The sequence below is a fragment of the Pseudomonas sp. P1_C12 genome (assembly GCF_056406435.1).
On the sequence record NZ_JBFUAE010000030.1, the window covers coordinates 15,610 to 39,061 of the forward strand.

Here is a 23,452-nt window from a genome sequence, read left to right on the forward strand (position 1 = left end):
AGCGAGCTTGCTCGCGATGGACGTTAACGATAGCGCGCATTTCCTGACTAAACATGTCGCCCTTTAGTCCATCGCGAGCAAGCTCGCTCCTACAGGGCCCATTTATGCGAAATGAATTGAAAATGATTGAAATCGAAGAAAGCAGTGGCAACGTCTACGAAGACCTCGGGACACCGAACGCCAATGAAATGCGAGTCAAATCCCAGTTGGCCGCAAAAATTGGCGAAATCATCAAGGCTCGCCATTTGACCCAGGTTCAGGCATCCGAAATTTTAGGCCTGTCACAGCCCAAGCTATCTGAAATGTTGCGCGGAAAATTTCGCGGGATCAGCGAGGCCAAGATGATGGAATGCCTGTTACTCCTCGGGCGTGACGTGCAAATCGTGGTCAAATCGGCCCCTCGCTCACGCAAAGCGGGCCGAATTGAAGTGGTTTTCAGCTGAGGCCCACAACTCAACTATTCACTCTACGCGTTCTGCACCACCACCCGCTCACTCTCCCCTTCCACCGTCAGCCACCACGCACCACCGCGCTGCGGATGCATCAAGTTGAACGCCTCCCCCATCTGCGGTGTGGTGATCGATACGTTGCGCTCCCAGGCCAGGGCCAGGATACGGTCGAAGGGTTCGTACCAGGCGTGCATCGACAGGTCGAAGGTGCCGTTGTGGATCGGCAGTAGCCAGCGGCCCTTGAGGTCGAGGTGGGCTTGCAGGGTTTGTTCGGGTTGCATGTGCACGTGCGGCCAGTCGACGTTGTAGGCACCGGTTTCCATCAGGGTCAGGTCGAATGGGCCGTACTGTTCGCCGATGCGTTTGAAGCCGTCGAAGTAGCCGCTGTCGCCGCTGAAGAAGATGCGTGTGTCGCCGTCGATCATCACCCACGAGGCCCAGAGGGTGCTGTTGCTGTCGAACAGGCCACGGCCGGAAAAGTGCTGCGACGGGGTGGCGATGAACTGGATGCCTTCGACTTCCGTGCCTTGCCACCAATCCAGTTGGCGGACTTTGCTGGCGTCGATACCCCACTTGATCAGGGTGTCGCCTACGCCCAGCGGGGTAAGGAAGTATTTGGTCTTGTCCGCGAGTTTCAGCACGGCCTGGTAATCCAGGTGGTCGTAGTGGTCATGGGACAGGATCACCGCTTCGATCGGTGGCAATTCTTCCAGGCTGATCGGTGGCTGGTGGAAACGCTTGGGGCCGGCCCATTGCACCGGCGAGGCACGCTCGGCAAAGACCGGGTCGGTGATCCAGAACTTGTCGCGCAGCTTGAGCAGCACCGTAGAGTGGCCCAGGCGATAGACGCTGTGGTTGGGCGCGGCGATCAATGCGACTCGAGTCAGGGCTTGTACCGGGACGGGTGCGCTCGGGCGGGTGTTTTGCGGTTTGTGGAACAGCGCGTTCCACAGGATGCCCATGGTTTTGCCAAAGCTTAAACGTTGCACCGGCGTGAAGTTTTGATACTGCCCTTGAGCCTGTCGGGACGCTTCAGGTGTGGAGGCGTTGTCCGCCGGGGAGGTTGAATTGGCCATGACTGAATGACTCCAGAAAAACCGCGCATGACGCGATTTTCCGCTTTGGGACGATAAATGGCCAAGGCACGCACGCATCAGCCGGACTTTCTATTTTTACTGGGCAGGATTAACAAAACATTACACTGCACAGTGTAGTTTCTAGGTTGCATCAAAGTCGATGACAAGTAAACTGCTGAGTGTAATTACCCCCTTCTCCCTGCCGAAGCGTACTTATGACAGCTCCACAGCGCCTCACTGACCGAAAACGCCAAGCGATCATTCAAGCCGCGATCAACGAATTCCGTGACAACGGTTTCGAGATCACCAGCATGGACAAGATTGCTGCCACTGCCGGTGTGTCGAAGCGCACGGTGTACAACCACTTTCCCAGCAAGGAAGAGTTGTTCGCCGAGATCCTCAATCAGTTATGGATCCGGGTGACGGCAGAACAGGAAACGGCCTACCGTCCCGACCTGCCGCTGCGCGAGCAGTTGCGTTCGCTGCTGATGGCCAAACTGCAAATGTTGGGCGATGACAATTTTCTCGACCTGGCACGGGTCGCCATTGCGGCAACGATTCATTCCCCGGAGCGGGCGCAGGACATGGTGGCCCGAATGGGCGAACGCGAAGAGGGACTGACGGTGTGGATTCGAGCCGCTCAAGCGGATGGCCGATTGAAGCCCGTGGCTCCCGAATTCGCCGCTCAACAGATCCATGGCCTGCTCAAGTCCTTTGCATTCTGGCCACAGATTTCCATGGGGCAACCCGGCTTGTCAGCCAAGGAGCAAAACACGGTGGCGGATTCCGCGCTGGACATGTTTCTGGCCTGCTATCAGGTGCAATAAATGACAAGGTCGACGGCAGTGTCGATGGATTGATGGCTCTGATTTGAATGGCGCGATGTGTTTCAGAATGAAACTGGCACTGAGGCTATAGTGAGCCTCAGTCCCAACACCAGACAGAGAGCATCATGACCAGCACGAGCCACGAAACCGCCGCCCACGTCGATCACCTGCGTTTCCATCGCCCTCATGCCCACCTCGCGCCGACCTTTGGCAATGACAAGTTTGCCCTGCGCGCCGAAGCCTTTGCGCGGTTCTTCGGCACACCGACTTTTCTCGGCGCACAAACGCTGATCGTGGTGATCTGGGTGTGCCTCAACCTGTCCGGTTTCACCCATTTCGATTTGTACCCGTTCATCCTGCTCAACCTGGCTTTCAGCCTGCAATCGGCCTATGCCGCGCCATTGATTCTGTTGGCCCAGACTCGCCAGGCTGCGAGGGACAAAGCCCAATCCGAGGCCGATGCGCAGCACCGCGAAGCGCTGGCGACCGCCAACAGTGAGCGACAGGCGCAAGCCGCGAAAAACACTGCGCAACTGCTGGAGTTGCTTGAGCAGAACACCCGTCTCACGGAGATGACCAAGAGCCTTACCGAGCGCATCGAAAACCTGACCACGGAAATGCATCAGCACCTGGTGCGCAAGGATGAGCCAAGAACCTGAACGCTTTCACGGCAGTTTCAGCGCCCGTCCCAACTCATCGAACAAGGTGACCACCGAGCGCAAGGCGCGACAGTCGGGACGGGTCAGCAGCCACAGCGCGGTGTCGTATCCGTGCAATGGCTCGCCCAGCGGCTGTAATCCGTCGCCGATCAAAAAGTCCGGTAACGCCGCTATACCCAGGCCGGCCCTGACCAGCTCAGTCACCGACAGCATGCTGTTGCAGCGATAGCCCGGCGTTACGCCCGGCCAGACTTGACGACGCCAGGTAACGGTCGGGTGATCAGGCAGGAAGTCATCCGGGGCGATCCAGGTCAATGAGGCCAGGTCAGTGGTGTTGACCGATCGCAGATAGCGCTCGCTGGCGCACACGCGGTAGGCAATATCCGCCAGTCGCCGTCCCACCAGATGCTCCGGTGGCGTGCGGGTCAGGCGCAGGGCGATATCGGCATCCCGGCGGCTGAGATTGGCAAAATCATTGGACGTGCTGAGTTCGAGCGTCAACGCCGGATAGTTCGGCATGAACTGCGCCAGCGCCGGCAACAGCAAACCTTGCAGGACCGAATCGGTACAGGTCAGGCGCACGATGCCGCTGATCACTTCACCGCCCTGCTCCACACCGATACGCGCCGCCTCCAGCGCCTGCTCAGCGCGCTCGGCCTGTTCAGCCAGCGACTGCGCCAGGGTGGTGGGCAGGTAACCGGCGCGGCTTTTTTCGAACAGTTGCTGACCCAGGGCAGCCTCCAGCCGGCGCACTGCTCGAAACACCGTCGAGACATCCACTTTCAGCAGTTGCGCAGCCCGGGCCAGAGAGCCGCCGCGCACCAGCGCGAGGATCAGGGCCAGGTCCGGATACTCCAATCGATAGTGCGTCACTGCATTGATCACTTGGGAAAACGCCAATATTGAGTGCATGAGCGCCAATCTATAGTGGGCACCAGGAATCAACAAGTGCAGAGGCCCCTCATGGAAACCAACCCGATTCGCATCGCCCTGATCGGCGACTACGACCCACACGTCACCGCCCACCAGGCCATTCCCGTCGCCCTCGAAAGAGTCACCGAACACACTGGCCTGAACCTGCAATGGCACTGGCTGGCCACCGATGAAATCCACGCCGAGACAGCGCTGCACACATTCGACGGTTTCTGGTGCGTACCAGCCAGCCCTTACCGGAGCATGGACGGCGCATTACGAGCGATCCGTTTTGCCCGCGAACAGCGGCGACCTTTCCTCGGCACCTGCGGTGGTTTTCAACACGCGGTGCTGGAATATGCGCGCAATGTGCTGGGCTGGTCGGATGCTGAACACGGCGAGACTTCACCCGATGCAACACGGGCGCTGCTGACACCGCTGACGTGCTCGCTGGTGGAAGCGGTCGATACCATTCATTTACGTGAAGGCTCGTTGATCGCCCAGGCGTACGAAAGCGCCGAGACTCGTGAAGGCTATCGCTGTCGCTATGGAGTGAATCCGCAGTTCGAAAGGGAGCTGCTCAAGCGCGAACTTCACAGCGTCGGCCACGATTCTGAACAAGGACTGCGCGTGGTCGAACTCAGCGGTCATCCGTTCTTTGTCGCGACCTTGTTCCAGCCCGAGCGAGCGGCGCTCAAGGGCGTCTTGCCGCCGTTGGTTGGCGCCTTTGTCGAAGCCTGTGCGGGGCGGTCGTCATGATCGCCGATACGCCAGCCGCGCCTTATTACGCGGTGATCTTCACCTCGGTGCGCACCGAAGGTGACCAGGGTTACGCAGAAGCAGCCGCTCGGATGCTGGAACTGGCCTGTGAACAGCCGGGGTTTCTCGGGGTGGAATCGGCGCGGGGCGAGGATGGGCTTGGGATTACGGTGTCGTACTGGGCCAGTGAGGCGGCGATTCTGGCGTGGAAGCATCATCCGGAGCACAGTGCGATTCGCGAGCGTGGGCGCTCGACCTGGTATGCGCGGTGTCATACGCGGGTGTGCCGGGTTGAGCGGGCCTACGGGTTCAGCCGGTAAATAATGTGGTGTGCTTGAGGCCGTCTTCGCGGGCAAGCCCGCTCCTACAGTGTTTTGTGTCGGGTACATTTCTTGTGTACACCCAAGATCTCTGTGGGAGCGGGCTTGCCCGCGAAGAGGCCAGAACAGTCACCGCAAAAACTCAGCCCTGAACCAAACTGCGAACCGCCGAAATCTCCGGCACTTCCCGCCGGTTCATGTACACCCGCAACGGCTCGGTGATGTTGATCCGGTCATCGATGTTCTGGTCCAGCAACAACTGAATCAACTCACGCTTGAGCGTCATGGTCTGCCCGGGACCAGTGGCCCAGACGAATTCGCTGGTCGGGATGATGCCGTCGTCCGCCACGTCCATGCCGAACGAGTCTTCGCTGAAGCGCACGATGTAGTGCCCGGTCTTGCGGTTGAGGCCGACGAAGCCTTTGAGTTGGTCGGCAGCCTGGCAGATGATCTGGGAAGTGATGCGCATGGTAAACCCCGCAATGGTGATCGTTGGTTTGCACGCAGGGCCTGCGTTTCCCTCTGCCGGGGAAATTGCAGGGCCCCAGCGTACTGCAATCGGGCGCACAAAAGCGCTGACGAAAATCAGCTTTAGACAGGTTTGTGTCGGTCTCGCGATAGCGCCTGCAAAGATCAGTTGTTAAAAGGGACCGCTCACTCATTGCGAAAGGATCTCGACCATGTCTGCAACCTTTACTAAAAGCACCGTGTTACTGAGCCTGCTGCTCGGCCTCGGCCAGGTACAGGCCGCCAGCGAACCCGGTCCCGCGGCGCTGGCGACTCGCCTGGGTATTCCGCATCCCGCGGTGATCGCCCACCGTGGCGCGTCGTTCGATGCGCCGGAATCCACCGCCGCCGCCTACAAGACTGCCCGCGACCTGGGCACCGACTATCTGGAAATGGACCTGCAGCGCAGCAAGGATGGCGTGCTGTTTGCCCTGCACGACAACAATCTGCAACGCACCACCGACGTCGCCAGCAAATTCCCCGAGCGCAAGGACAGCCCGGCCAACGCGTTCACCATGGCCGAACTGAAAACCCTGGATGCGGGTAGCTGGTTCAATACCGCGTACCCGGATCGCGCGCGTCCTGGCTTTGCCGGCCTGAAGATTCTGACCCTTGATGAAATCATCGACATCGCCGAGGGCAATGCCCTGCACAAGCCCGGCCTGTACATCGAGACCAAGGAGCCGAAGCAGTTTCCCGGCATCGAACACGACCTCAAGGCAAAACTTCAGGACCGTGGCTGGCTGAGCCCGACCGGTTCGAAACTGGCGAAAAGCGAACTGGGGGTCGGCCAGGGCAACGGTAAGGTAGTCCTGCAGACCTTCGAGAAGAGCAGCCTCGAACTGCTGCAAAAGGAAATGCCGAAGGTGCCGAAGATCCTGCTGTTGTGGGTCGGTGAAGGCAGTATCGAGCCCAAGTCCAAGGTGACATTTGCCGAGTCCGGCGCCAAGGACAAGGCCGCGTACTACGCAGCTCAGCAACCGAAGGACAAAGCCGAATTCCAGCGTTGGGTTGATTACGCCAAGGCCCAGGGTGCAATTGGCACCGGGCCGTCCGCCGCACTGACCCAGGGGGGCGACCAGAGTTACTCCGATCTGGTGCAACCGTGGATGAACCGGTACACCCACGACCAGGGCCTGCTGGTGCACGTGTACACCATCGACGATGCGGTGGACTACCAGAAAGTCATGGACGCCGGTGTCGACGGCATCTTCACCAATCGCGCCAGTGAATTGCTGAAGTTCTATAAACGCCCGGCGGCGAGTGTCGATCAAGTGTTGAAGAACAACGGCTATTGAGCCGTGCCTGGCATGACACCGAGGTGCCTGCATCGCGAGCAGGCTCGCTCCTACAGGGATTGATGCAGGACATGTCGGGGGTTTTAAGGGTGGATTAATTTACACAAGGTAACCTGATCTCACTTGAACGGATCACCCAAGGAAAGAAGCCCATGAAGACCCTGACTGCTTTGTTGACCGCTGCAACCCTGACCTTCGCCGCGGGCCTGGCCCAGGCCGATGTGCGAGTCGATGAGATCCCGCAACTGGTCAAGGACGGCAAGATCAAGTCGCTGGAAGATCTGAACAAGATCGCGCTGGATCTGCACCCGGGTGCAACGATCACCAAAACCGAACTGGACAACTACTTCAACGGTTACGAGTACGAAGTCGAACTGCGTGATGCCAAAAACGTCGAGTGGGATGTGGACATCGATGCCTCCAACGGCAAGGTCCTGAAGAACAAACAGGACACCTGATCCCGAAGCGCACAAAAGCCGCACGATTGAGAAGTCGTGCGGCTTTTGTGCATTCTGGACTCAAGCGCTCAAACGCGCCGTCACCTCGTTCAACTGCCCCGACAAACCATGCAGGTTGCTGCTGGCCGCTTCAGTGCGCTGCACGTTGTCCAGGTTGGTACTGGCAATGCTGGTGATCTCGGTGAGGTTGCGCGAGATGTCTTCGGCCACCGAGGTCTGCTCTTCGGCGGCAGTGGCGATCTGGCGGTTCATGTCACGGATGGCTTCCACGGCCAGGGTGATGCGTTCGAGCATGGCGCCGGCCTCGGTCACTTGCTGCACGCTCTGCTCGCTGCGCGACTGACCGCTTTCAATCGCCTGGGCCGCTTCGATTGCACCGGTCTGCACGGTCTGGATGATCTGGTTGATCTCGATGATCGACGCCGCCGTGCGCTGGGCCAGGCTTCGCACTTCATCGGCCACCACTGCGAATCCGCGTCCGGCCTCGCCGGCGCGCGCCGCTTCGATGGCCGCGTTGAGCGCCAGCAGGTTGGTCTGTTCGGCGATGCCGCGAATCACTTCCAGCACTTTGCCGATACGCCCGCTGTCGGTTTCCAGCTGGCGGATGACCGTGGCGGTGTTGGCGATTTCACCGCGCATCTGGGTGATGGTATGGATGGTGCCCTGCATGACTTTTTCGCCCTGCTGGGCGGACTGGTCGGCATCATCGGCGGCCCGTGCCGCTTCGGCGGCATGACGGGCCACTTCCTGTGCGGTAGCGGACATTTCGTTCATCGCCGTGGCCACCTGATCGGTGCGGTTGAACTGCTCGTTGGTACCGTCGGCCATCACGGTGGCGATCGAGTTCAACTCACCGCTGGCGCTGTCCAGGTCAGACGCGCTGCGCTGCAAACGGCTGAAGGTTTCGGCGAGGAAATCGCGCAGGGTGTTGGCGGCCATCGCCAGTTTGCCCAACTCGTCCTGACGGTTGCTGGCCACGCGCTCGGCAATACGCCCTTGGCTGAGCTGCGCCACGTATTCGATCAGTTTGCGGATCGGCTCGACCAGGTTGCGGTTGACCAGCCACAGGCTCAGCAGGCCGATCAGCAAACCCGAAACCAGCATCACCATGATCCCCAGCATCACCGTGCGATCGGCAGCGGCGCTGATCAGCGTCGATTGTTCGGCGCCCTGCTTGCGCAACTCGCTGACCAGTTCACTCATCTGATCGCTGGCCGCGCGGTCCACGCCCTTGACCGCCGCGTCGCCTGCCGTCGGGTCACCACCGGCGGCCACGAACGCGTCCCGGCCCTTCTGATAGGCCGCGCCCAACTGGCGATGTTCGTCACGCAAGCGCTCGATGCGGCTCTTGAGTTGCGGCTCGATGCCCTTCTGCCCGGCCAGCTCGCCGAGGATGTTTTGCACATCGCGCTGACGGTCTTCGAATTGCCCCCAGTACTTGCTCAGGTCCGCCGGTTGCTTGCCGCGCAACAGGACGTTTTTCCACTCCTGCACCTGCACCTTGAATTGCAGGTTGGCTTCATCGATCAATTGCGAGGTATGCAGCGGGCCTTCGATCAGATTGGCGTAGCTCTGCACGCCGCTGGACAGGAAGTGAAAGCACGCCAGCGCGATCAACAGAGTCGCCAGCAGGCTGCCGCTCAGCAGGGCGAGAATTTGTGCTCTCAGGGACTTTTGCAAAAGCATCGGATGGTACTCATGACGGGAATGAGGCACGCCCCGGTAAGGCGTGAAAAGTGTCCGGACTTCCCTGTCTGCGATCACGGCCGATGGCCGGGGGCGCGCAATCCAACCCAAGCGTGATCGGCAAGCCAGAGCGGTTCTTGAGAAAATTCCGACCGCCGGTAGTGCAATCGTTTGCGTTATTTTCCCGTCACAAAACCGTCATCCCCGCTTGCGATGATGCCGCTCAAGTGAACCTGTAAAACACGTGACAGGCGCCTCCCCTTGCGAGTCCTCATGAACCACAGCATCGATCAAAGCCATCGCGACACGGATCTGTTCGGCCTGCTTTACGGTTTCAGTTTTCGCCCCGGTGAGGCCGGCCGGGAAATCAATTCGGCGGAGGCCTTGCAGTACCTGCAACAACCGCAGAGCGACGAGCAATTTCTCTGGCTGCATCTGAACCTCGCCCATGCCGCGTGCGAACGCTGGATGAAAAGTCATCTGGAATTGCCCGAAGAATTTTTCGAAGCGCTGCACGAAGGCTCGCGCTCGACGCGCATCGAACATGTCGACTCCGCGTTGCTGGCGGTGGTCAACGATGTGGTGTTCAACCTCAGCAACATGGTCTCGTCGGATGTCTCGACCCTGTGGGTGTGCGCCCGCAGCCAATTGATCATCAGCGCCCGCCTGCAACCGCTGCACTCGGTGGACAAACTGCGCTCATCGGTGAAGGCCCGGGAATGCTTTCGCTCCCCGCTGGAGTTGCTGGTGCATTTGCTGCGCGACCAAGGTGAAGTGCTGACCCAGATCGTGCGCAAGACCAGCCAGAGCGTGGATCAGATCGAAGACGAATTGCTCTCCTCGCGCCTGTCGACCAACCGCGCTGAGCTGGGCGCCAATCGCCGGGTGCTGGTGCGCTTGCAACGGCTGCTGGCGCTGGAGCCAGGCTCCTTGCTGCGCCTGCTCAACCGGCCGCCGCAATGGCTGCAAAAGGAAGACGTGAAGGAGCTGCGAAAATCCACCGAGGAGTTTGCGCTGATCATCAACGACCTCACGGCGCTGGGTGAGCGGATCAAGCTGTTGCAGGAAGAGATCGCCGCCAACATCAACGAACAGACCAACCGCACGCTGTTCACCCTGACGGTGGTAACGGTGCTGGCGCTGCCGATCAACATCATCGCCGGCTTCTTCGGCATGAACGTCGGCGGCATTCCGCTGGCCGGTGATCCGGAAGGTTTCTGGATCCTCGTGGCGCTGGTCGCGACCTTTACCGTGATTGCCGGGCGCTGGGCGTTTCGCAAGCAGCAGGATTATTGAGTTCCCTTCATCACCCGACACACTGAACAACTGTGGCGAGGGGGCTTGCATGGCATCAGGCAATGTGTGGAAACTCAGATCAGCGGCCCTGCAAAAAACCCAAACACTGACCCAGAACAGCCTCCCTGTAACAATTGGCAACGATTATCACTGGTACACCTCCCCCCTCAGGAATGTCCGTGATGGCTACGCCCTCCTACACCGCCGCCCCGGCACCCGCCAGTAGCACCAAACCACTATTCGACAAAAAACCCGGCCTGCTCACCATCGTGGTGTTTTTTGCCGTGCTGGCCATCGGCTTATTGTTTACCGCCTACAGCCTGATGCACGACATGAGCGAACTTGGCACGGTGGTCACCACCTGGACGCCGTTTCTGCTGCTCGGCGTGGCGCTGCTGATTGCCCTGGGCTTTGAGTTCGTCAACGGCTTCCACGACACCGCCAACGCAGTGGCCACGGTGATTTACACCCACTCGTTGCCGCCAAACGTTGCGGTGGTCTGGTCCGGTTTCTTCAACTTCCTCGGGGTGCTGTTGTCCAGCGGCGCGGTGGCGTTCGGCATCATTGCCCTGCTGCCGGTGGAGCTGATCCTGCAAGTCGGTTCGTCCGCCGGTTTCGCCATGATCTTCGCCCTGCTGATCGCCGCGATCCTGTGGAACCTCGGCACCTGGTGGCTGGGCCTGCCGGCGTCGTCATCGCACACCCTGATCGGTTCGATCATCGGGGTCGGCGTGGCCAACGCCCTGATGCACGGCCGCGACGGCACCAGCGGTGTGGACTGGGCGCAAGCCACCAAGATCGGTTACGCGCTGCTGCTCTCGCCCCTGGTCGGCTTCGGCTGCGCCGCACTGCTGTTGCTGGCCCTGCGCGCGTTCGTCAAGAATCGTGCGCTGTACAAGGAGCCAAAGGGCGAGACGCCACCACCATGGTGGATTCGCGGCCTGCTGATCGTGACCTGCACCGGTGTGTCGTTTGCCCACGGTTCCAACGACGGCCAGAAAGGCATGGGCCTGATCATGCTGATTCTGGTGGGCACGCTGCCAATGGCTTATGCCTTGAACCGCACCATGCCGGCCGATCAAGCCTTGCAGTTCGCCGCGGTCGCCGAAGTGACCCAGCAAGCGCTGGTCAAGGCGGCACCGCAATTGCCCCCCGCCGACCCACGCGCGGTGCTGTCCGAATACATGCGCAGCAAGGAAGCGACCCCGCAACTGGTGCCGGCACTGGCGGCGCTGACCGGCAGCATTGGTGCCCAGGTCAAGGGTTATGGCTCGCTGTCGAAAGTCCCGGCCGAGGCCGTGGGCAACGTGCGTAACGACATGTATTTGAGCAGCGAAACCATTCGCCTGATGGACAAGAACAAGGTCGGCAATTTCGACGCCGACACCAACGGCAAGCTGCAACTGTTCAAGCAACAGATCGACAACTCCACACGGTTCATTCCGCTGTGGGTGAAAATCGCCGTGGCCATCGCCCTGGGTCTGGGCACCATGGTCGGCTGGAAGCGCATCGTGGTGACCGTCGGCGAGAAAATCGGCAAGACCCACCTGACCTACGCCCAGGGCGCCTCGGCAGAAACCGTGGCGATGCTGACCATCGGCGCCGCCGACATGTTCGGCCTGCCGGTGTCGACCACTCACGTGCTGTCCTCGGGCGTGGCCGGGACCATGGTCGCCAACGGCGGCGGCTTGCAGATGAGGACCATCCGCAACCTGCTGATGGCCTGGGTGTTGACCTTGCCGGCGGCGATCCTGCTGTCGGGTAGCCTGTACTGGTTGTTCACCCAACTGTTCTGATCACTCCCGCCTGTACTCACATCCCGCAGCGAGCAATCGCTGCGGGATGTTTGCTTTCAGCCCGGCGCAAAGCCGCGCATTTCATCGCCAACTCAAGGTATTGATCGTTTCATTCGAGGATGGCGCTTCAGTTTGTCAGCCTGTTGCCGACTCTTATGAGAGCCAAAGTATTCCTGGGTGAGAACCGTGAACTTATTCATCAATCAGTTGCACAAGCACGCTGATTTCAGAAGTGCGATCTACGCTGGCGACATCTTCCTCAACACCGAACTGAAAGCGGCAAAGGAACTCTGTGCCTTTGCCCAGGAAAGCATCACGGCCGCCTTCGATGGCGAGACCAACCACCAGGCGCTGCACACGCTGATGCCGGTGGAAGAGTTCGTGGTGCTGGTGACTCGCCTCAAGGGCCAGTTCACCAACAGCCTGCGTGCCAAGGAACTGATCCGCAGCTTCACCGACGAAATCGGTGCCGCTCCCGAAGAGTTCATTTTCGACGTACCGCGCATCCGTGTCGTGCCCAACTACGACTACCTGCACGCCGGCGTCAGCTACGCCTACAAGCCCCATCGCGATACCTGGTACGGCGGTGTCGACTGCCAGATCAATACCTGGATGCCGGTCTACACGATCCAGCCTGAGCAGACCATGATGATCAACCCGGCCTACTTCGACGTCGCGGTGAAAAACACCTCGGCGCAGTGGAGCCTGTCCGACTGGATCGACGTGCAACGTCAGCGCGCCAAGGACAACGTCAAGGAAGAGGCGCGCCAGCACCCGGTGCCCACCGAAGCGATCAACACCACCTCTGAACTGCGCATCGCCGGCAACACCGCCGAGATGCTGGTGTTCTCGGGTTCGCACCTGCACGGCACCGTGCCCAATTACACGCAACAAACCCGCTTCAGCGTGGACTTTCGCCTGATGCACCTCGACGACCTCAAGCAGCAGCGCGGCGCGATCAACGTCGACAGCGCCTGCCCGGATGTCGGCGCCGGTTTCAAAGACTACTTCCACGTCCACGACTTTTCGAATTTCCGAGGAATCCAGCAATGACCAAGCGTCGCATCACGCCCGCCGAGGCCCAGTACAACGAAACCCGTACCAATGTCCTGAAACGGGTCGATGCCGAATATGTGGCCGACGCGCCGTTCGTCTTCGCCAACCGTATCGGCGTGACCGCCGCGTTGTCGCGCATGGAACTGTTCAAGAAAGTCGCAGAAGTGCCGGGCGCGATCATTGAGTGCGGCGTGTACAAGGGCAACTCGTTGATGCTGTACATGCACTTGTCGATGATTCTCGAGCCGTATGCGATCAACCGCTCGATCGTGGGTTTCGACACCTTCGAAGGCTTCCAGAGCATCGACAAGAAAGAAGACCCGGCCGACGTCAACGAGACCATGTTCGCCGACACCGACCAGTCGCTGATCCAGGACATGATCGACGCCAACGACCTGTTGCGCCCGGTCAACCGGATTCCGCGTTGCGAACTGGTCAAGGGTGACATCGTCAAGACCGTGCCGGAGTGGGTCAAGACCCGTCCGGACCTGGTCGTGGCCATGCTGATCCTCGACACCGACCTGTACGAATCGACCAAAGTCGCGCTGGAAACCTTCCTGCCGTACATGCCCAAAGGCGCGATCGTGGTGCTCGACGAAGTCGCCTACCGCAACTTCCCGGGCGAAACCAAAGCCCTGCGTGAAGTGCTCGACCTGAACAAGATCGAACTCAAGCGTTTGCCGTTCGATTCGTGCGTGGGTTACTTCCACGTCTAATGGCACGCCAATACCTGTAGGAGCGAGCTTGCTCGCGAAAGCGGTCTGACATTCAGCATCGATGTTGTCTGACACGCCGTCATCGCGAGCAAGCTCGCTCCTACAGGGTCCGGGTTCAGGCCACTGACCGGATCACCTCCCCCAACCAATCCATGAACACCCTCACCCGCAACGGCAAATGCCGCTGCCGGGCATACAGCAGCGACGCCTCCATGGACGGCGCGTTGAACGACGGCAACACCTCGATCAATTCGCCGCTTTGCAGGTATTGCTGCATACCCATCCTCGGCGCCTGAATCAGGCCGAAACCACCCAGGCATGCGGCCTCGTAGGCATCGGTGCTGTTGACCGTGACACTCCCGGCCATCGGCAGTCGCTGCACCTGCCCCTTGTCGACGTACACGAACCCTTCCGAACGCCCGCCCAGTACACCGACGTAGTGCACCAGCCGATGCTGCGCCAGATCCTCCAGCCGCTCGGGCACGCCATAACGCTGCAAATACGCAGGGCTGGCGCAGTTGACCATGGTGAAGTCGCACAGGTGTCGCGCCACCACCGATTGGTCCGGTTGGGCGCCGATGCGCAGCACGCAATCGAACCCTTCGGCGAGCAGATCGACCCGACGGTCGGTGCTGCTGATTTCCAGTTCAAGCAGCGGGTGCTGCGCCATGAACGCCGGCAAGCGCGGCATCACCACGCGACGGGCGAGAATGTTCGGCAGGTCGATGCGAATCCGCCCAACCAGCGACGCTTCGTCCTGGCGAAACAAACCCTCGATTTCGTCCATATGCGACAGCAGGTCCTTGCTGCGCTCGTACAACACCAGGCCATCCTGGGTCGCCTGCACTTTGCGCGTGGTGCGCTGCAACAGCCGGGTGCCGAGCAAGGCCTCCAGTGCCTGCACATGTTCGGACACCGTTGAGCGAGGCAGGCCCAGGCTTTCTCCGGCCAGGGTGAAACTCGACATCTCGCTGACTCGGACAAAGGTGCGCAACAGTTCCAGTTTGTTCATCAGCCTGTTCTTCTATTGTTCGGATTATCCGACCAGTGATTCCGGTTTCACTCTGTTTATCACCACCAAGCGGATAAATAAACTTCCTCACAACAACCGCCCACTGCACTTGAGGAAGTCCCATGAACCGTAAAATCGCACTGATCACCGGCGCCAGCCGCGGCCTCGGTAAAAACGCAGCCCTGCATCTGGTCGCCCAAGGCATCGATATCATTGGCACCTACAACAGCCGCGCCGATGAGGCGCAGGCACTGGTGGTCGAGATTGAAAGCCTGGGCGGTCGCGCCGTCATGCTGCAACTGGACGTTGCCCAGAGTGGGAGCTTTAGCGCCTTCGGCAGCGAAGTCGCTAAAGTCTTGCAGAGCCACTTCGAGCGCGAGCGCTTCGATTTTCTGATCAACAACGCCGGAATCGGCCTGCACGCCAACTTCGTCGACACCACCGTCGAACAGTTCGACCTGTTAGCGAACATCCACTTCAAGGGGCCGTTTTTCCTCACGCAGACACTGTTGCCTTTGCTCAATGACGGCGGCCGCATCATCAACATTTCCAGTGGCCTGGCCCGTTTCAGCCTGCCGGGGCACAGCGCCTACGCGGCGATGAAAGGCGCGATGGAAGTGCTGACCCGCTACCAGGCCAAGGAACTCGGTGCGCGTAACATCGCGGTGAATATCCTCGCACCCGGTGCGATTGAAACCGATTTCGGCGATGGCGCCGTGCGCGACAACCCCGGGTTGAACACCCTGGTGGCAAACAACACCGCCCTGGGTCGCGCCGGTTTGCCGGATGACATCGGCGCCGCGATTGCATTACTGCTGGCGCCGGGCAGTCAGTGGATCAACGGTCAGCGTATCGAGGCGTCGGGGGGGATGTTTTTGTAAAACGCCTAACAACGGCGATTGGAATACCCTGTGGCGAGGGGGCTTGTCGGATCGCCGCACCGTCCCGTTCGGCTGCGAAGCAGTCGTAAAGCTTGGGACCGCTTCGCGCTCCAACGGGGGCGAGCCCCCTCGCCACAAAAACACACCTCAGCAAGCCTGACGAGTCATCACCATCCGCTCCCGAACCACGTCATACACCCAGTGGTAGACGTAGGTGTACGGCAGGAAGAACAGCAGCACGCCGATATCCAGCAGGAATGCCTGCCACAGGCTGACATTCAGCCACCAGGCAATCAGCGGCACGCCGAGGGCGACCAGACCGCCTTCGAACAACAGCGCATGCACCACGCGGACCCAGGCGTTGTGTGCAATGGCGAGGCGCTTGAGCACCCGGTCGAACATACCGTTGAAGACCACGTTCCAGGCCAGGGCCAGGCCGGCGATGAGGACGGTGACCATGCCCATTTCCAGCATCGGTTTGTTCATGATCCAGGCCAGCAACGGGGTACAGATCAGGATGGCCAGCAGTTCGAAGCCGATGGCCTGGAAAATACGTTCAGTAATGGACTTGTTGGCGCTCATGGCCGAACTCCCTTGAGTGACTGTGGTTGCCATGATCTGTCATCACACCGATACTTCATAACCAATAACCATCGATCAAGGCGATAGTTCATGGCTTCTCACGAAGTGTTGCTGGCATTTGTCGAAGCGGCGACCCAGGGCTCATTTTCTGCCGCGGCACGCAAGCTGGGCCGCAGTCAGTCGACCATCAGCGCCGCAGTGGCCAGCCTGGAAATCGACCTGAATCTGACGCTGTTCGACCGCAGCAGCCGCAAGCCCGGACTGACTCCGGCCGGGCACGTCATGCTGCAACGGGCCGAAGACATCCTGGCCGCCACCAGTCGCCTGGAAATGACCGCCAGCCAACTGTCCCAAGGGGTGGAGCCAAAGTTGACGGTGGCGCTGTCCGATACCTATCAGTCGGACCGTTTCGAAACCGCCCTCAGCGCCTTCGAGCAGCGTTATCCCGACCTTGAACTCGAATGCCTGATCGCCGAATGCGATGACCTGGTGTCCTTGGTACAAAGTGGCCGGGCGCAGATTGCCTTTGCCGAAATGCAGGACAGCTACCCGCCGGACCTGGTCAGCTCGACGGTGGACGAGCGCACGGAGATCGCCTTGTTCGTGTCCCCGGCACACCCGTTGGCCACGTTGGACTACATCGACCGGGACGTGCTGCAGCAGCACCGCGAGTTGCGCCTGGCCACCATCATCAATCCCTATGAAAGTCGGGCGAAGGGCCGCGTCTGGTCGGCGCCGAGTTATCTGATGCTGCTGGAAATGGCCCAGGGTGGATTCGGCTGGGCACCGTTGCCCCGCTGGCTGGTCGAGCGGTTCGGGCCTGGCACGTTGCAGGAACTGGTGGTGCGCGGCTGGCCGAAAACGGTGTCGGTGGATGCGCTGTGGTCGCGGCTGAATCCGCCGGGGCCGGCGGGGAGCTGGTTGCTGAGCAAGATGCTGGAGTGAAGGTCCTTCGGCCCTTATCGCGAGCAAGCTCGCTCCTACAGGTTATTGTGTCGGTCATAAAACTTGTGTGCACCACTGCCCCTGTAGGAGCGAGCCTGCTCGCGATGAAGCCAGAACGGCCGCATCAATCCAGTGCCTTGAGCCGCTCTTCGATAAACCGCCGCTCCGGCTCTTGCCGGGTCAACGCCAATGCCCGTTCCCACGCCGCCCGCGCCTCCTGCTTGCGACCCAGCTGCCGACAAAACTCTGCCCGCGCCGAATGCGCCAGGTGGTAGTCGAGCAGATCTCCCCGATCCAGAATGGCGTCCACCAACGTCAGCCCCGCCAGCGGACCATCTCGTTGCGAAATAGCCGCCGCCCGATTCAACTCGATCACCGGCGACGGCACCGCCCGCAGCAGCACGTCATACAGACCGACAATCTGTGGCCAATCGGTTTCCCCCGCCGTCGGAGCTTCGGCGTGCACCGCCGCGATGGCCGCTTGCAGGCAATAGGGTCCGAATCGTCCCATGATCAGTGCCTGTTCGATCAGCGTGCAGCCTTCAGTGATCAACCCGGCGTCCCACAGCGAACGGTCCTGCTCGTCCAGCACAATCAGCTCGCCGCTCGCCGAGGTCCTGGCCGGGCGGCGCGACTCGTGCAACAGCATCAGCGCCAGCAAGCCCATTACCTCCGGCTCCGGCAGCAGTTCCACCAGCAACCGACCGAGACGGATCGCTTCTCGGGTCAGATCCTCGCGGATCAGTTCGGCTCCGATGGACGCCGAATAACCCTCGTTGAACACCAGATAAATCACCCGCAATACGCTGTCCAGACGCTCAGGCAACTCAGCCAGCATCGGTACTTGATAAGGGATTTTCGCATCACGGATCTTCGCCTTGGCGCGCACGATGCGCTGGGCGATGGTGGCCGGGGCCGAGAGAAAGGCCCGGGCGATTTCTTCCGTGGTCAGGTCGCAGACTTCCCGCAGCGTCAGCGGCACTTGCGCGTCCGCCGCCAGGGCCGGGTGGCAGCAGGTGAAGATCAGCCGCAGGCGATCGTCTTCCACGTCTTCATCACTCCAGTCTGCCTGTTCCAGCGCCTCCAGTTGCGCGATCAACAAGGGCTGCGATGCGGCAAAACGCGCGCGCCGACGCAAGGCATCGATGGCCTTGAAACGCCCGGTGGACACCAGCCAGGCCCGCGGATTGTCCGGCACGCCGTCACGCTGCCAGCGTTCGACCGCGACGAAAAACGCCTCGTGCAAGGCCTCTTCGGCGAGGTCGAAATCCCCCAGCAAGCGAATCAGGGTCGCAAGAATGCGCCTCGACTCTTCGCGATAGACCCGCTCGACCTGCGCCTGAACCGGCAGCCCCGGCATCTTAAGGATTCAACTGCCGAACGGGGCGCACTTCGACACTGCCGACCCGGGCCGCCGGAATGTTCCCGGCGACCTGGATGGCTTCGTTGAGGTCCCTGGCGTCGATCAGGTAGAAGCCGGCCAACTGCTCCTTGGTTTCGGCGAACGGGCCGTCGGTGATCGACATCTTGCCGTTGCGCATGCGTACCGTGGTGGCGGTCTGCACCGATTCCAGGGCCTCGGCGGCGACCATCCGGCCACTGCCCTGGATCGACTCGGCATAGGCCATGCACTCTTCGTCCTTCGGGCTTTCCGGTAGCGAATGCAGCAGGCGCTCGTCGCTGTAGACCAGGCATAAATATTTCATGAACGTCTCCTGATTCGAACGGATCAACTATGGCCGTGGATTGACCATTTGGCGCAGCGCCCCGAGAAAAAACATCGATCAGGGTTTCAGATCGAACAGGACGGTGCCGCTCATCATGTCGAACGGCGCCGACCAGTGTTCATGGACGATCTGCCACAACCCGTCCTCCTGGCGATAGCACGCACTGCCGCGCATCCAGCAGGCCTGGGTTTCGCCCTTGTCGTTGGTGCCGCCGCAATGGGCCAGCCAATGAGCGAAGGCGATCTCCTGGGACGCCTCGATGCGGATGTCCTGGAAGTCGAAAATGTGCGGCCCTGGGCACATTTTCATGCAATCCTCCCAATGCGCGCGGTACGCCTCCTTGCCCTTGAATTGCAGGGCCTTGACCGCGTCGAAGGAGACGATGTCGTCGGCATACAGGGTCATGATTTTATCTACGTCCTTGGCCATCATGGCCTGACGATAGGTTTCGATCAGGTTCTGGATCTGGGTTTGCGCATTCATGGTGGTTCTCCGTGGTTTTTATTGGAAGACACCCTTAGTCGTCTGGCGATCCGGCGAATCGACAGAAGAAATAAAAATAATCCATAACGCCAGACTCGCTAGAATCCGAGACTCATTTTCAGTTGGAAAAAGGACACTCCAGTGACAGCCCGACTCGTGCCTTATGAAAGCCTGAATGCGCTGCAGCGCCAGCAGGTCGAGGCAATTGAAGTACATCCGGAGCAAATAAAGTTCTCCGGTGACATCCACGGTGCATTGCACACCTTGTTGTCCAGGCCCGGCCCGGGGGTCAAAGGATTTGCCCTGCTGACCGAAGACATCCCCGTGGCCTTCCTGCTGCTCAAACGCCCGCCCGTATTGCCTGCGTGGGCCGATGAACACAGCGCCACGCTGCATGCCCTGCAAGTCGATCAACGCGCTCAAGGCAAAGGCTACGGCAAGGCCTGCCTGCAGGCGCTGCCCGAGGCGGCGCGCCTGGCCTGGCCGGAAATCAGGGGGCTGGAGTTGTCGGTGGATGCCGACAACGAGGCCGCCATCGCCCTGTACGTCAGGTTTGGCTTTGTCGACAGCGGCGAGGCGTACAAGGGCCGGATCGGTTATGAGCGGCGGATGGGGTTGGTGTTTTGAACGCGGCCCCCGCCAACACCACAAAACTACTGTAGGAGCGGGCTTGCCCGCGAAAGCGGTGTGTCAGTCAACATCACTGTTGAATGTGATGACCTCTTCGCGAGCAAGCTCGCTCCTACAAGGGGATTTGTGTCGGGTCAGAGTTCGAGCACCATCTCATGCCACGCCATGCCGCCATGGTCGGACGCCGACGGTTTGACGTAGGCAAAACCGAACCCGGCGTACAACGGAATATGCCGTTCCTTGCACATCAGGTTGATGCTGACCTTGCCCATCGCGCGCATGCGCTCGATGAACTCGCCCATCAGGCGTTTGGCCAGGCCTAGCCCCTGGAAATCCGGATGCACTACCACCGACATGATCACCACGTGCGGCCCGGCCGGGTCGTGGCCGATCAGTTCCTTGAACGCTTCGTCCGACATTTCCACCTGGAACGCCGCACCGGAGTTGATGAAACCGGCGACTGCCCCGTCCACTTCAGCAACGATAAAACCCTCGGGCCAGGTGGCGATGCGGGTGGCGATCTTCTCGCGGGTCGCGGCTTCGTCACCTTCATAGGCAAGGGTTTCGATGGCAAAGCAGCGGTCCAGATCGGCGGGGGTGACGTTGCGGATGACGGTGTTCATGGCAGCTCGGAATCAGCGTGGGAAAGGCTGGGGATGATAAATCAGCCGCCGTGGGACATCGAGAGACGAATCGGCTGATCCGCCTCTCGCTGCAGGTGTCATGCCTTGATTGGCAGCCAGATTTCCAGCTTTCCGGTGTTGAGCCTGGGGTTGAAGTCTTCACTGTAGCGCTCGAATTCCGGGGCAGCCAGCAACTCATGCCCGGACTGTGGCAACCATGTGCCATGGATGTATTGGAAGGTTTGCGGCAATGTGGCCAGCGGTCCTTGATGTTCGAACACGACGTACTGCTGGGGCTGAATCTCTACCCAGCGGTACGTATCCGGCAAATCGTCGAGTTTGCTGATCTCGACCCCCGCGATGTAATCGAAGCCGCCCTTGCCGTCGAAATTACAGCAGACGCCGTAAGTCACTTCGTCTTTTTGCCCCGGAATGCTCCCAATGTGGGGCTCGAGTTTTTCCCAGAGATCGGGAATGTCTTTAGTGGTCTCTTGGGTAAATCGTCCGCCAAGCCCTGCGATCAGCAGGAAGTGTCCGTGTTCAAAGCGCGGTTCCGTCACTTCGACGCGTGTTTGCTCATCCATGGCTCGACTCCTGAAACGAAAAAATGGGTTCGGCTGGGAGTATAGAAGCCAAACCCGATTCGCCCAATTACAGTGCGTGCAATTGCTCGACGGCAGCGGCGCCAACGAACTCGTTATAGCCAGATAGAATCACGTAGACCGCGAAATAGCAGAAGATCGCCGCCGATGCCATGTAGGAATAACGCAGCAACTTGTCGCCCAGCAACTTGCCGCCGTGGCTTGCGGCGAAGCACAAGCCTGCCGACCAGAGCAGCCCGGCACAGAGGAAACCGCCGAGAAACAGTGCTGAACTGAGCGGGCCACCGCCACCGGAACGGGCGATCAGGGTGCCGCCCACCGCGGCGAACCAGAGAATGGCGCTGGGCGAAGACATGGCGAGAAAGATCCCGCGGAAAAATTCCTTGCGGTGGGAGTTGTTTCCGACCTCCGCCGTCTCGGCCAACAGCGCCTCATGGTGGATCGCCGAATAAATCATCTTCGCCGCGAAGTACACCAGCAGCGCCGAGCCACCGATCCACAACACCCAACGCACCGTTTCGTACTGCAGCAACACGGTCATGCCGGCCAGCGCCAGCACCGCGTAGATCAGGTCGCCGACGCAGGTCCCGAGGCCCAGGGCAAAGCCCTGGAAGTAGCCGCGCTGCATGGCCAGGGTGATCATCGCGATGTTGGCCACGCCGATATCCAGGCACAGCGAGAGGCTCAGCAAGAAGCCGCTGGTAAATTCCATCGAACCTTTTCCTTCGGACAAATTTTTTTACATTGAGGCTGGACAGTCTGCCACAGCTGCCCTTACATTCCGCCACAGGTCACCGCAGTGACCAGCGTCGCTCGGACGGTTCCGGGCGCTTACGTTATCCGAGGCAACAATGGCCGAACAAGGTTCGCCGCGCCGCTTTGCGCGCATAGATCGACTCCCCCCTTACGTTTTCAACATCACTGCCGAGCTGAAGATGGCCGCCCGTCGTCGTGGCGAAGACATCATCGACTTGAGCATGGGTAACCCCGACGGCGCCACGCCGCCGCACATTGTCGAAAAACTCGTCACGGTGGCCCAGCGCGAAGACACCCACGGTTACTCCACCTCCAAGGGTATTCCGCGCCTGCGCCGGGCGATTTCCAACTGGTACAAGGACCGCTACGAGGTCGACATCGACCCGGAAAGCGAAGCCATCGTCACCATTGGTTCCAAGGAAGGCCTGGCACACTTGATGCTGGCGACCCTGGATCAGGGCGACACCGTACTGGTGCCGAACCCGAGCTACCCGATTCACATCTACGGCGCGGTGATTGCCGGCGCCCAGGTGCGCTCGGTGCCACTGGTGCCGGGGGTGGATTTCTTCGCTGAACTGGAACGGGCGATTCGCGGCTCGATCCCGAAGCCGAAGATGATGATCCTCGGTTTCCCGTCCAACCCCACCGCGCAGTGTGTGGAACTGGACTTCTTCGAACGGGTCATTGCCCTCGCCAAGCAGTACGACGTGCTGGTGGTGCACGACCTGGCCTACGCTGACATCGTCTACGACGGCTGGAAAGCCCCGTCGATCATGCAAGTGCCAGGGGCCAAGGACATTGCGGTGGAATTTTTCACCCTGTCCAAGAGCTACAACATGGCCGGCTGGCGCATTGGCTTCATGGTCGGCAACCCGGAACTGGTCAACGCCCTGGCGCGGATCAAGAGCTACCACGACTACGGCACCTTCACCCCGCTGCAAGTGGCGGCGATTGCCGCGCTGGAAGGCGATCAGCAATGCGTGCGCGACATCGCCGAGCAGTACCGGCAGCGACGCAATGTGCTGGTCAAGGGCCTGCATGAACTGGGCTGGATGGTGGAAAACCCGAAAGCCTCGATGTACGTCTGGGCGAAGATTCCCGAGGCTTATGCGCACCTGGGCTCGCTGGAGTTTGCCAAGAAACTGCTGTCCGAGGCCAAGGTGTGTGTCTCGCCGGGCGTCGGGTTTGGCGAGTATGGCGATGATCACGTGCGCTTTGCCCTGATCGAAAACCAGGACCGGATTCGCCAGGCCGTACGCGGGATTCGCGGGATGTTCAGGGCGGATGGGTTAATCAGCAAATAAACACCCTGTAGGAGCTGCCGAAGGCTGCGATCTTTTGATCTTGTTTTTTAAAAGCAAAATCAAAAGATCGCAGCCTTCGGCAGCTCCTACAG

At 60.3% G+C, this 23,452-nt stretch carries 27 protein-coding genes; 15 read left to right on the top strand and 12 right to left on the bottom strand.

Annotated features, from left to right (window positions below):
* Positions 1–122 precede the first annotated feature (122 nt).
* A complete protein-coding gene (locus tag AC1D19_RS29370; RefSeq protein WP_150756309.1) occupies positions 123–443 on the top strand; it encodes a helix-turn-helix domain-containing protein in 321 nt (106 codons plus the stop codon).
* A gap of 23 nt (positions 444–466) precedes the next feature.
* Here AC1D19_RS29370 and AC1D19_RS29375 read toward each other — a convergent pair whose 3' ends face one another.
* Complete coding sequence (locus AC1D19_RS29375; protein WP_477765448.1) at positions 467–1,525, bottom strand: MBL fold metallo-hydrolase; 1,059 nt, start codon at positions 1,523–1,525, stop codon at positions 467–469.
* 215 nt (positions 1,526–1,740) lie between these two features.
* Between AC1D19_RS29375 and AC1D19_RS29380 the strand changes: the two genes are divergently transcribed.
* Both AC1D19_RS29380 and AC1D19_RS29385 read left to right on the top strand, forming a co-directional pair.
* Entirely contained in the window at positions 1,741–2,352 is a 612-nt protein-coding gene (locus tag AC1D19_RS29380) for a TetR/AcrR family transcriptional regulator (RefSeq protein ID WP_477765449.1), read from the top strand.
* Between the two features lie 125 nt (positions 2,353–2,477).
* Positions 2,478–3,011: a DUF1003 domain-containing protein gene (locus tag AC1D19_RS29385; protein WP_477754437.1), complete on the top strand. Its 534-nt coding sequence runs from the start codon at positions 2,478–2,480 to the stop codon at positions 3,009–3,011.
* A 6-nt stretch (positions 3,012–3,017) separates the two neighbouring features.
* Here AC1D19_RS29385 and AC1D19_RS29390 read toward each other — a convergent pair whose 3' ends face one another.
* Entirely contained in the window at positions 3,018–3,959 is a 942-nt protein-coding gene (locus tag AC1D19_RS29390; protein ID WP_477765450.1) for a LysR family transcriptional regulator, read from the bottom strand.
* A 15-nt stretch (positions 3,960–3,974) separates the two neighbouring features.
* Between AC1D19_RS29390 and AC1D19_RS29395 the strand changes: the two genes are divergently transcribed.
* Both AC1D19_RS29395 and AC1D19_RS29400 read left to right on the top strand, forming a co-directional pair.
* Entirely contained in the window at positions 3,975–4,682 is a 708-nt protein-coding gene (locus AC1D19_RS29395; protein ID WP_477765468.1) for a CTP synthase C-terminal region-related (seleno)protein, read from the top strand.
* On the top strand, positions 4,679–5,002 hold the full coding sequence (locus AC1D19_RS29400) for an antibiotic biosynthesis monooxygenase family protein (protein ID WP_477765451.1): 324 nt from the start codon (positions 4,679–4,681) through the stop codon (positions 5,000–5,002). Before AC1D19_RS29395 ends, AC1D19_RS29400 begins: the two co-directional genes overlap by 4 nt.
* A 142-nt stretch (positions 5,003–5,144) precedes the next feature.
* On the opposite strand, the gene AC1D19_RS29405 is transcribed toward AC1D19_RS29400, so the two are convergent.
* Positions 5,145–5,471, bottom strand: coding sequence for a DUF2025 family protein (locus tag AC1D19_RS29405; protein WP_477765452.1), 327 nt, complete (start codon positions 5,469–5,471; stop codon positions 5,145–5,147).
* A 211-nt stretch (positions 5,472–5,682) separates the two neighbouring features.
* Between AC1D19_RS29405 and AC1D19_RS29410 the strand changes: the two genes are divergently transcribed.
* Complete coding sequence (locus tag AC1D19_RS29410) at positions 5,683–6,807, top strand: glycerophosphodiester phosphodiesterase (RefSeq protein ID WP_477765453.1); 1,125 nt, start codon at positions 5,683–5,685, stop codon at positions 6,805–6,807.
* Positions 6,808–6,959: 152 nt separating this feature from the next.
* Complete coding sequence (locus AC1D19_RS29415; protein ID WP_477765454.1) at positions 6,960–7,265, top strand: PepSY domain-containing protein; 306 nt, start codon at positions 6,960–6,962, stop codon at positions 7,263–7,265.
* Positions 7,266–7,325: 60 nt separating this feature from the next.
* Here the strand turns inward: AC1D19_RS29415 and AC1D19_RS29420 are convergent, their stop codons facing one another.
* Positions 7,326–8,951: a methyl-accepting chemotaxis protein gene (locus tag AC1D19_RS29420; RefSeq protein ID WP_477765455.1), complete on the bottom strand. Its 1,626-nt coding sequence runs from the start codon at positions 8,949–8,951 to the stop codon at positions 7,326–7,328.
* Between the two features lie 273 nt (positions 8,952–9,224).
* On the opposite strand from AC1D19_RS29420, the gene AC1D19_RS29425 reads away from it, so the two are divergent.
* The 4 genes from AC1D19_RS29425 (at position 9,225) to AC1D19_RS29440 (ending at position 13,815) form a co-directional block, all read left to right on the top strand.
* Positions 9,225–10,247, top strand: coding sequence for a transporter (locus tag AC1D19_RS29425; RefSeq protein WP_409078365.1), 1,023 nt, complete (start codon positions 9,225–9,227; stop codon positions 10,245–10,247).
* A gap of 182 nt (positions 10,248–10,429) precedes the next feature.
* A complete protein-coding gene (locus AC1D19_RS29430; protein WP_477765456.1) occupies positions 10,430–12,043 on the top strand; it encodes an inorganic phosphate transporter in 1,614 nt (537 codons plus the stop codon).
* Between the two features lie 186 nt (positions 12,044–12,229).
* Positions 12,230–13,096: a hypothetical protein gene (locus AC1D19_RS29435; RefSeq protein ID WP_477765457.1), complete on the top strand. Its 867-nt coding sequence runs from the start codon at positions 12,230–12,232 to the stop codon at positions 13,094–13,096.
* On the top strand, positions 13,093–13,815 hold the full coding sequence (locus tag AC1D19_RS29440; protein WP_056725897.1) for a TylF/MycF/NovP-related O-methyltransferase: 723 nt from the start codon (positions 13,093–13,095) through the stop codon (positions 13,813–13,815). Before AC1D19_RS29435 ends, AC1D19_RS29440 begins: the two co-directional genes overlap by 4 nt.
* Positions 13,816–13,930: 115 nt before the next feature.
* Here the strand turns inward: AC1D19_RS29440 and AC1D19_RS29445 are convergent, their stop codons facing one another.
* The gene (locus tag AC1D19_RS29445) at positions 13,931–14,827 is read right to left on the bottom strand and encodes a LysR family transcriptional regulator (RefSeq protein WP_477765458.1); all 897 of its coding nucleotides are present in this window, start codon (positions 14,825–14,827) and stop codon (positions 13,931–13,933) included.
* 122 nt (positions 14,828–14,949) lie between these two features.
* Here AC1D19_RS29445 and AC1D19_RS29450 point away from each other — a divergent pair, with 122 nt between their 5' ends.
* Entirely contained in the window at positions 14,950–15,708 is a 759-nt protein-coding gene (locus tag AC1D19_RS29450; RefSeq protein ID WP_477765459.1) for an SDR family NAD(P)-dependent oxidoreductase, read from the top strand.
* 147 nt (positions 15,709–15,855) lie between these two features.
* Here the strand turns inward: AC1D19_RS29450 and AC1D19_RS29455 are convergent, their stop codons facing one another.
* Positions 15,856–16,290, bottom strand: a complete 435-nt coding sequence (locus AC1D19_RS29455) for a multidrug/biocide efflux PACE transporter (RefSeq protein WP_477765460.1) — start codon at positions 16,288–16,290, stop codon at positions 15,856–15,858.
* Positions 16,291–16,380: 90 nt separating this feature from the next.
* Between AC1D19_RS29455 and AC1D19_RS29460 the strand changes: the two genes are divergently transcribed.
* Entirely contained in the window at positions 16,381–17,235 is an 855-nt protein-coding gene (locus AC1D19_RS29460; RefSeq protein ID WP_477765461.1) for a LysR family transcriptional regulator, read from the top strand.
* Positions 17,236–17,359: 124 nt separating this feature from the next.
* Here the strand turns inward: AC1D19_RS29460 and AC1D19_RS29465 are convergent, their stop codons facing one another.
* The 3 genes from AC1D19_RS29465 to AC1D19_RS29475 form a co-directional block, all read right to left on the bottom strand.
* Complete coding sequence (locus AC1D19_RS29465) at positions 17,360–18,595, bottom strand: RNA polymerase sigma factor (protein WP_477765462.1); 1,236 nt, start codon at positions 18,593–18,595, stop codon at positions 17,360–17,362.
* 1 nt (position 18,596) lies between these two features.
* The gene (locus AC1D19_RS29470) at positions 18,597–18,941 is read right to left on the bottom strand and encodes a YciI family protein (RefSeq protein WP_007985194.1); all 345 of its coding nucleotides are present in this window, start codon (positions 18,939–18,941) and stop codon (positions 18,597–18,599) included.
* A 78-nt stretch (positions 18,942–19,019) separates the two neighbouring features.
* Positions 19,020–19,445 carry a YybH family protein gene (locus AC1D19_RS29475; protein WP_477765463.1) on the bottom strand — a complete coding sequence of 142 codons (426 nt, stop codon included), beginning with the start codon at positions 19,443–19,445 and terminating at the stop codon, positions 19,020–19,022.
* 141 nt (positions 19,446–19,586) lie between these two features.
* Here AC1D19_RS29475 and AC1D19_RS29480 point away from each other — a divergent pair, with 141 nt between their 5' ends.
* Positions 19,587–20,072: a GNAT family N-acetyltransferase gene (locus AC1D19_RS29480; RefSeq protein WP_477765464.1), complete on the top strand. Its 486-nt coding sequence runs from the start codon at positions 19,587–19,589 to the stop codon at positions 20,070–20,072.
* 137 nt (positions 20,073–20,209) lie between these two features.
* On the opposite strand, the gene AC1D19_RS29485 is transcribed toward AC1D19_RS29480, so the two are convergent.
* The 3 genes from AC1D19_RS29485 to AC1D19_RS29495 all read right to left on the bottom strand — a co-directional run bounded on the left by AC1D19_RS29485 (position 20,210) and on the right by AC1D19_RS29495 (position 22,012).
* Entirely contained in the window at positions 20,210–20,698 is a 489-nt protein-coding gene (locus AC1D19_RS29485) for a GNAT family N-acetyltransferase (protein WP_477765465.1), read from the bottom strand.
* Positions 20,699–20,796: 98 nt separating this feature from the next.
* Positions 20,797–21,282: a GyrI-like domain-containing protein gene (locus AC1D19_RS29490; RefSeq protein ID WP_477765466.1), complete on the bottom strand. Its 486-nt coding sequence runs from the start codon at positions 21,280–21,282 to the stop codon at positions 20,797–20,799.
* Between the two features lie 67 nt (positions 21,283–21,349).
* Positions 21,350–22,012: a LysE family translocator gene (locus tag AC1D19_RS29495; RefSeq protein ID WP_056725914.1), complete on the bottom strand. Its 663-nt coding sequence runs from the start codon at positions 22,010–22,012 to the stop codon at positions 21,350–21,352.
* Positions 22,013–22,151: 139 nt separating this feature from the next.
* Between AC1D19_RS29495 and alaC the strand changes: the two genes are divergently transcribed.
* Positions 22,152–23,360 (top strand): alanine transaminase, encoded by a 1,209-nt coding sequence (gene alaC, locus AC1D19_RS29500; protein WP_477765467.1) that lies wholly within the window; start codon positions 22,152–22,154, stop codon positions 23,358–23,360.
* The last annotated feature ends 92 nt before the right edge of the window (positions 23,361–23,452 follow it).

Coding starts and splice junctions, on each gene's coding strand:
- AC1D19_RS29485 (WP_477765465.1), bottom strand. CDS start 20,698: ATGAACACCGTCATCCGCAACGTCACCCCCGCCGATCTGGACCGCTGC.
- AC1D19_RS29405 (WP_477765452.1), bottom strand. CDS start 5,471: ATGCGCATCACTTCCCAGATCATCTGCCAGGCTGCCGACCAACTCAAA.
- AC1D19_RS29440 (WP_056725897.1), top strand. CDS start 13,093: ATGACCAAGCGTCGCATCACGCCCGCCGAGGCCCAGTACAACGAAACC.
- AC1D19_RS29400 (WP_477765451.1), top strand. CDS start 4,679: ATGATCGCCGATACGCCAGCCGCGCCTTATTACGCGGTGATCTTCACC.
- AC1D19_RS29445 (WP_477765458.1), bottom strand. CDS start 14,827: ATGAACAAACTGGAACTGTTGCGCACCTTTGTCCGAGTCAGCGAGATG.
- AC1D19_RS29430 (WP_477765456.1), top strand. CDS start 10,430: ATGGCTACGCCCTCCTACACCGCCGCCCCGGCACCCGCCAGTAGCACC.
- alaC (WP_477765467.1), top strand. CDS start 22,152: ATGGCCGAACAAGGTTCGCCGCGCCGCTTTGCGCGCATAGATCGACTC.
- AC1D19_RS29460 (WP_477765461.1), top strand. CDS start 16,381: ATGGCTTCTCACGAAGTGTTGCTGGCATTTGTCGAAGCGGCGACCCAG.
- AC1D19_RS29395 (WP_477765468.1), top strand. CDS start 3,975: ATGGAAACCAACCCGATTCGCATCGCCCTGATCGGCGACTACGACCCA.
- AC1D19_RS29450 (WP_477765459.1), top strand. CDS start 14,950: ATGAACCGTAAAATCGCACTGATCACCGGCGCCAGCCGCGGCCTCGGT.
- AC1D19_RS29375 (WP_477765448.1), bottom strand. CDS start 1,525: ATGGCCAATTCAACCTCCCCGGCGGACAACGCCTCCACACCTGAAGCG.
- AC1D19_RS29410 (WP_477765453.1), top strand. CDS start 5,683: ATGTCTGCAACCTTTACTAAAAGCACCGTGTTACTGAGCCTGCTGCTC.
- AC1D19_RS29465 (WP_477765462.1), bottom strand. CDS start 18,595: ATGCCGGGGCTGCCGGTTCAGGCGCAGGTCGAGCGGGTCTATCGCGAA.
- AC1D19_RS29380 (WP_477765449.1), top strand. CDS start 1,741: ATGACAGCTCCACAGCGCCTCACTGACCGAAAACGCCAAGCGATCATT.
- AC1D19_RS29475 (WP_477765463.1), bottom strand. CDS start 19,445: ATGAATGCGCAAACCCAGATCCAGAACCTGATCGAAACCTATCGTCAG.
- AC1D19_RS29425 (WP_409078365.1), top strand. CDS start 9,225: ATGAACCACAGCATCGATCAAAGCCATCGCGACACGGATCTGTTCGGC.
- AC1D19_RS29415 (WP_477765454.1), top strand. CDS start 6,960: ATGAAGACCCTGACTGCTTTGTTGACCGCTGCAACCCTGACCTTCGCC.
- AC1D19_RS29490 (WP_477765466.1), bottom strand. CDS start 21,282: ATGGATGAGCAAACACGCGTCGAAGTGACGGAACCGCGCTTTGAACAC.
- AC1D19_RS29470 (WP_007985194.1), bottom strand. CDS start 18,941: ATGAAATATTTATGCCTGGTCTACAGCGACGAGCGCCTGCTGCATTCG.
- AC1D19_RS29420 (WP_477765455.1), bottom strand. CDS start 8,951: ATGCTTTTGCAAAAGTCCCTGAGAGCACAAATTCTCGCCCTGCTGAGC.
- AC1D19_RS29455 (WP_477765460.1), bottom strand. CDS start 16,290: ATGAGCGCCAACAAGTCCATTACTGAACGTATTTTCCAGGCCATCGGC.
- AC1D19_RS29370 (WP_150756309.1), top strand. CDS start 123: ATGATTGAAATCGAAGAAAGCAGTGGCAACGTCTACGAAGACCTCGGG.
- AC1D19_RS29495 (WP_056725914.1), bottom strand. CDS start 22,012: ATGGAATTTACCAGCGGCTTCTTGCTGAGCCTCTCGCTGTGCCTGGAT.
- AC1D19_RS29385 (WP_477754437.1), top strand. CDS start 2,478: ATGACCAGCACGAGCCACGAAACCGCCGCCCACGTCGATCACCTGCGT.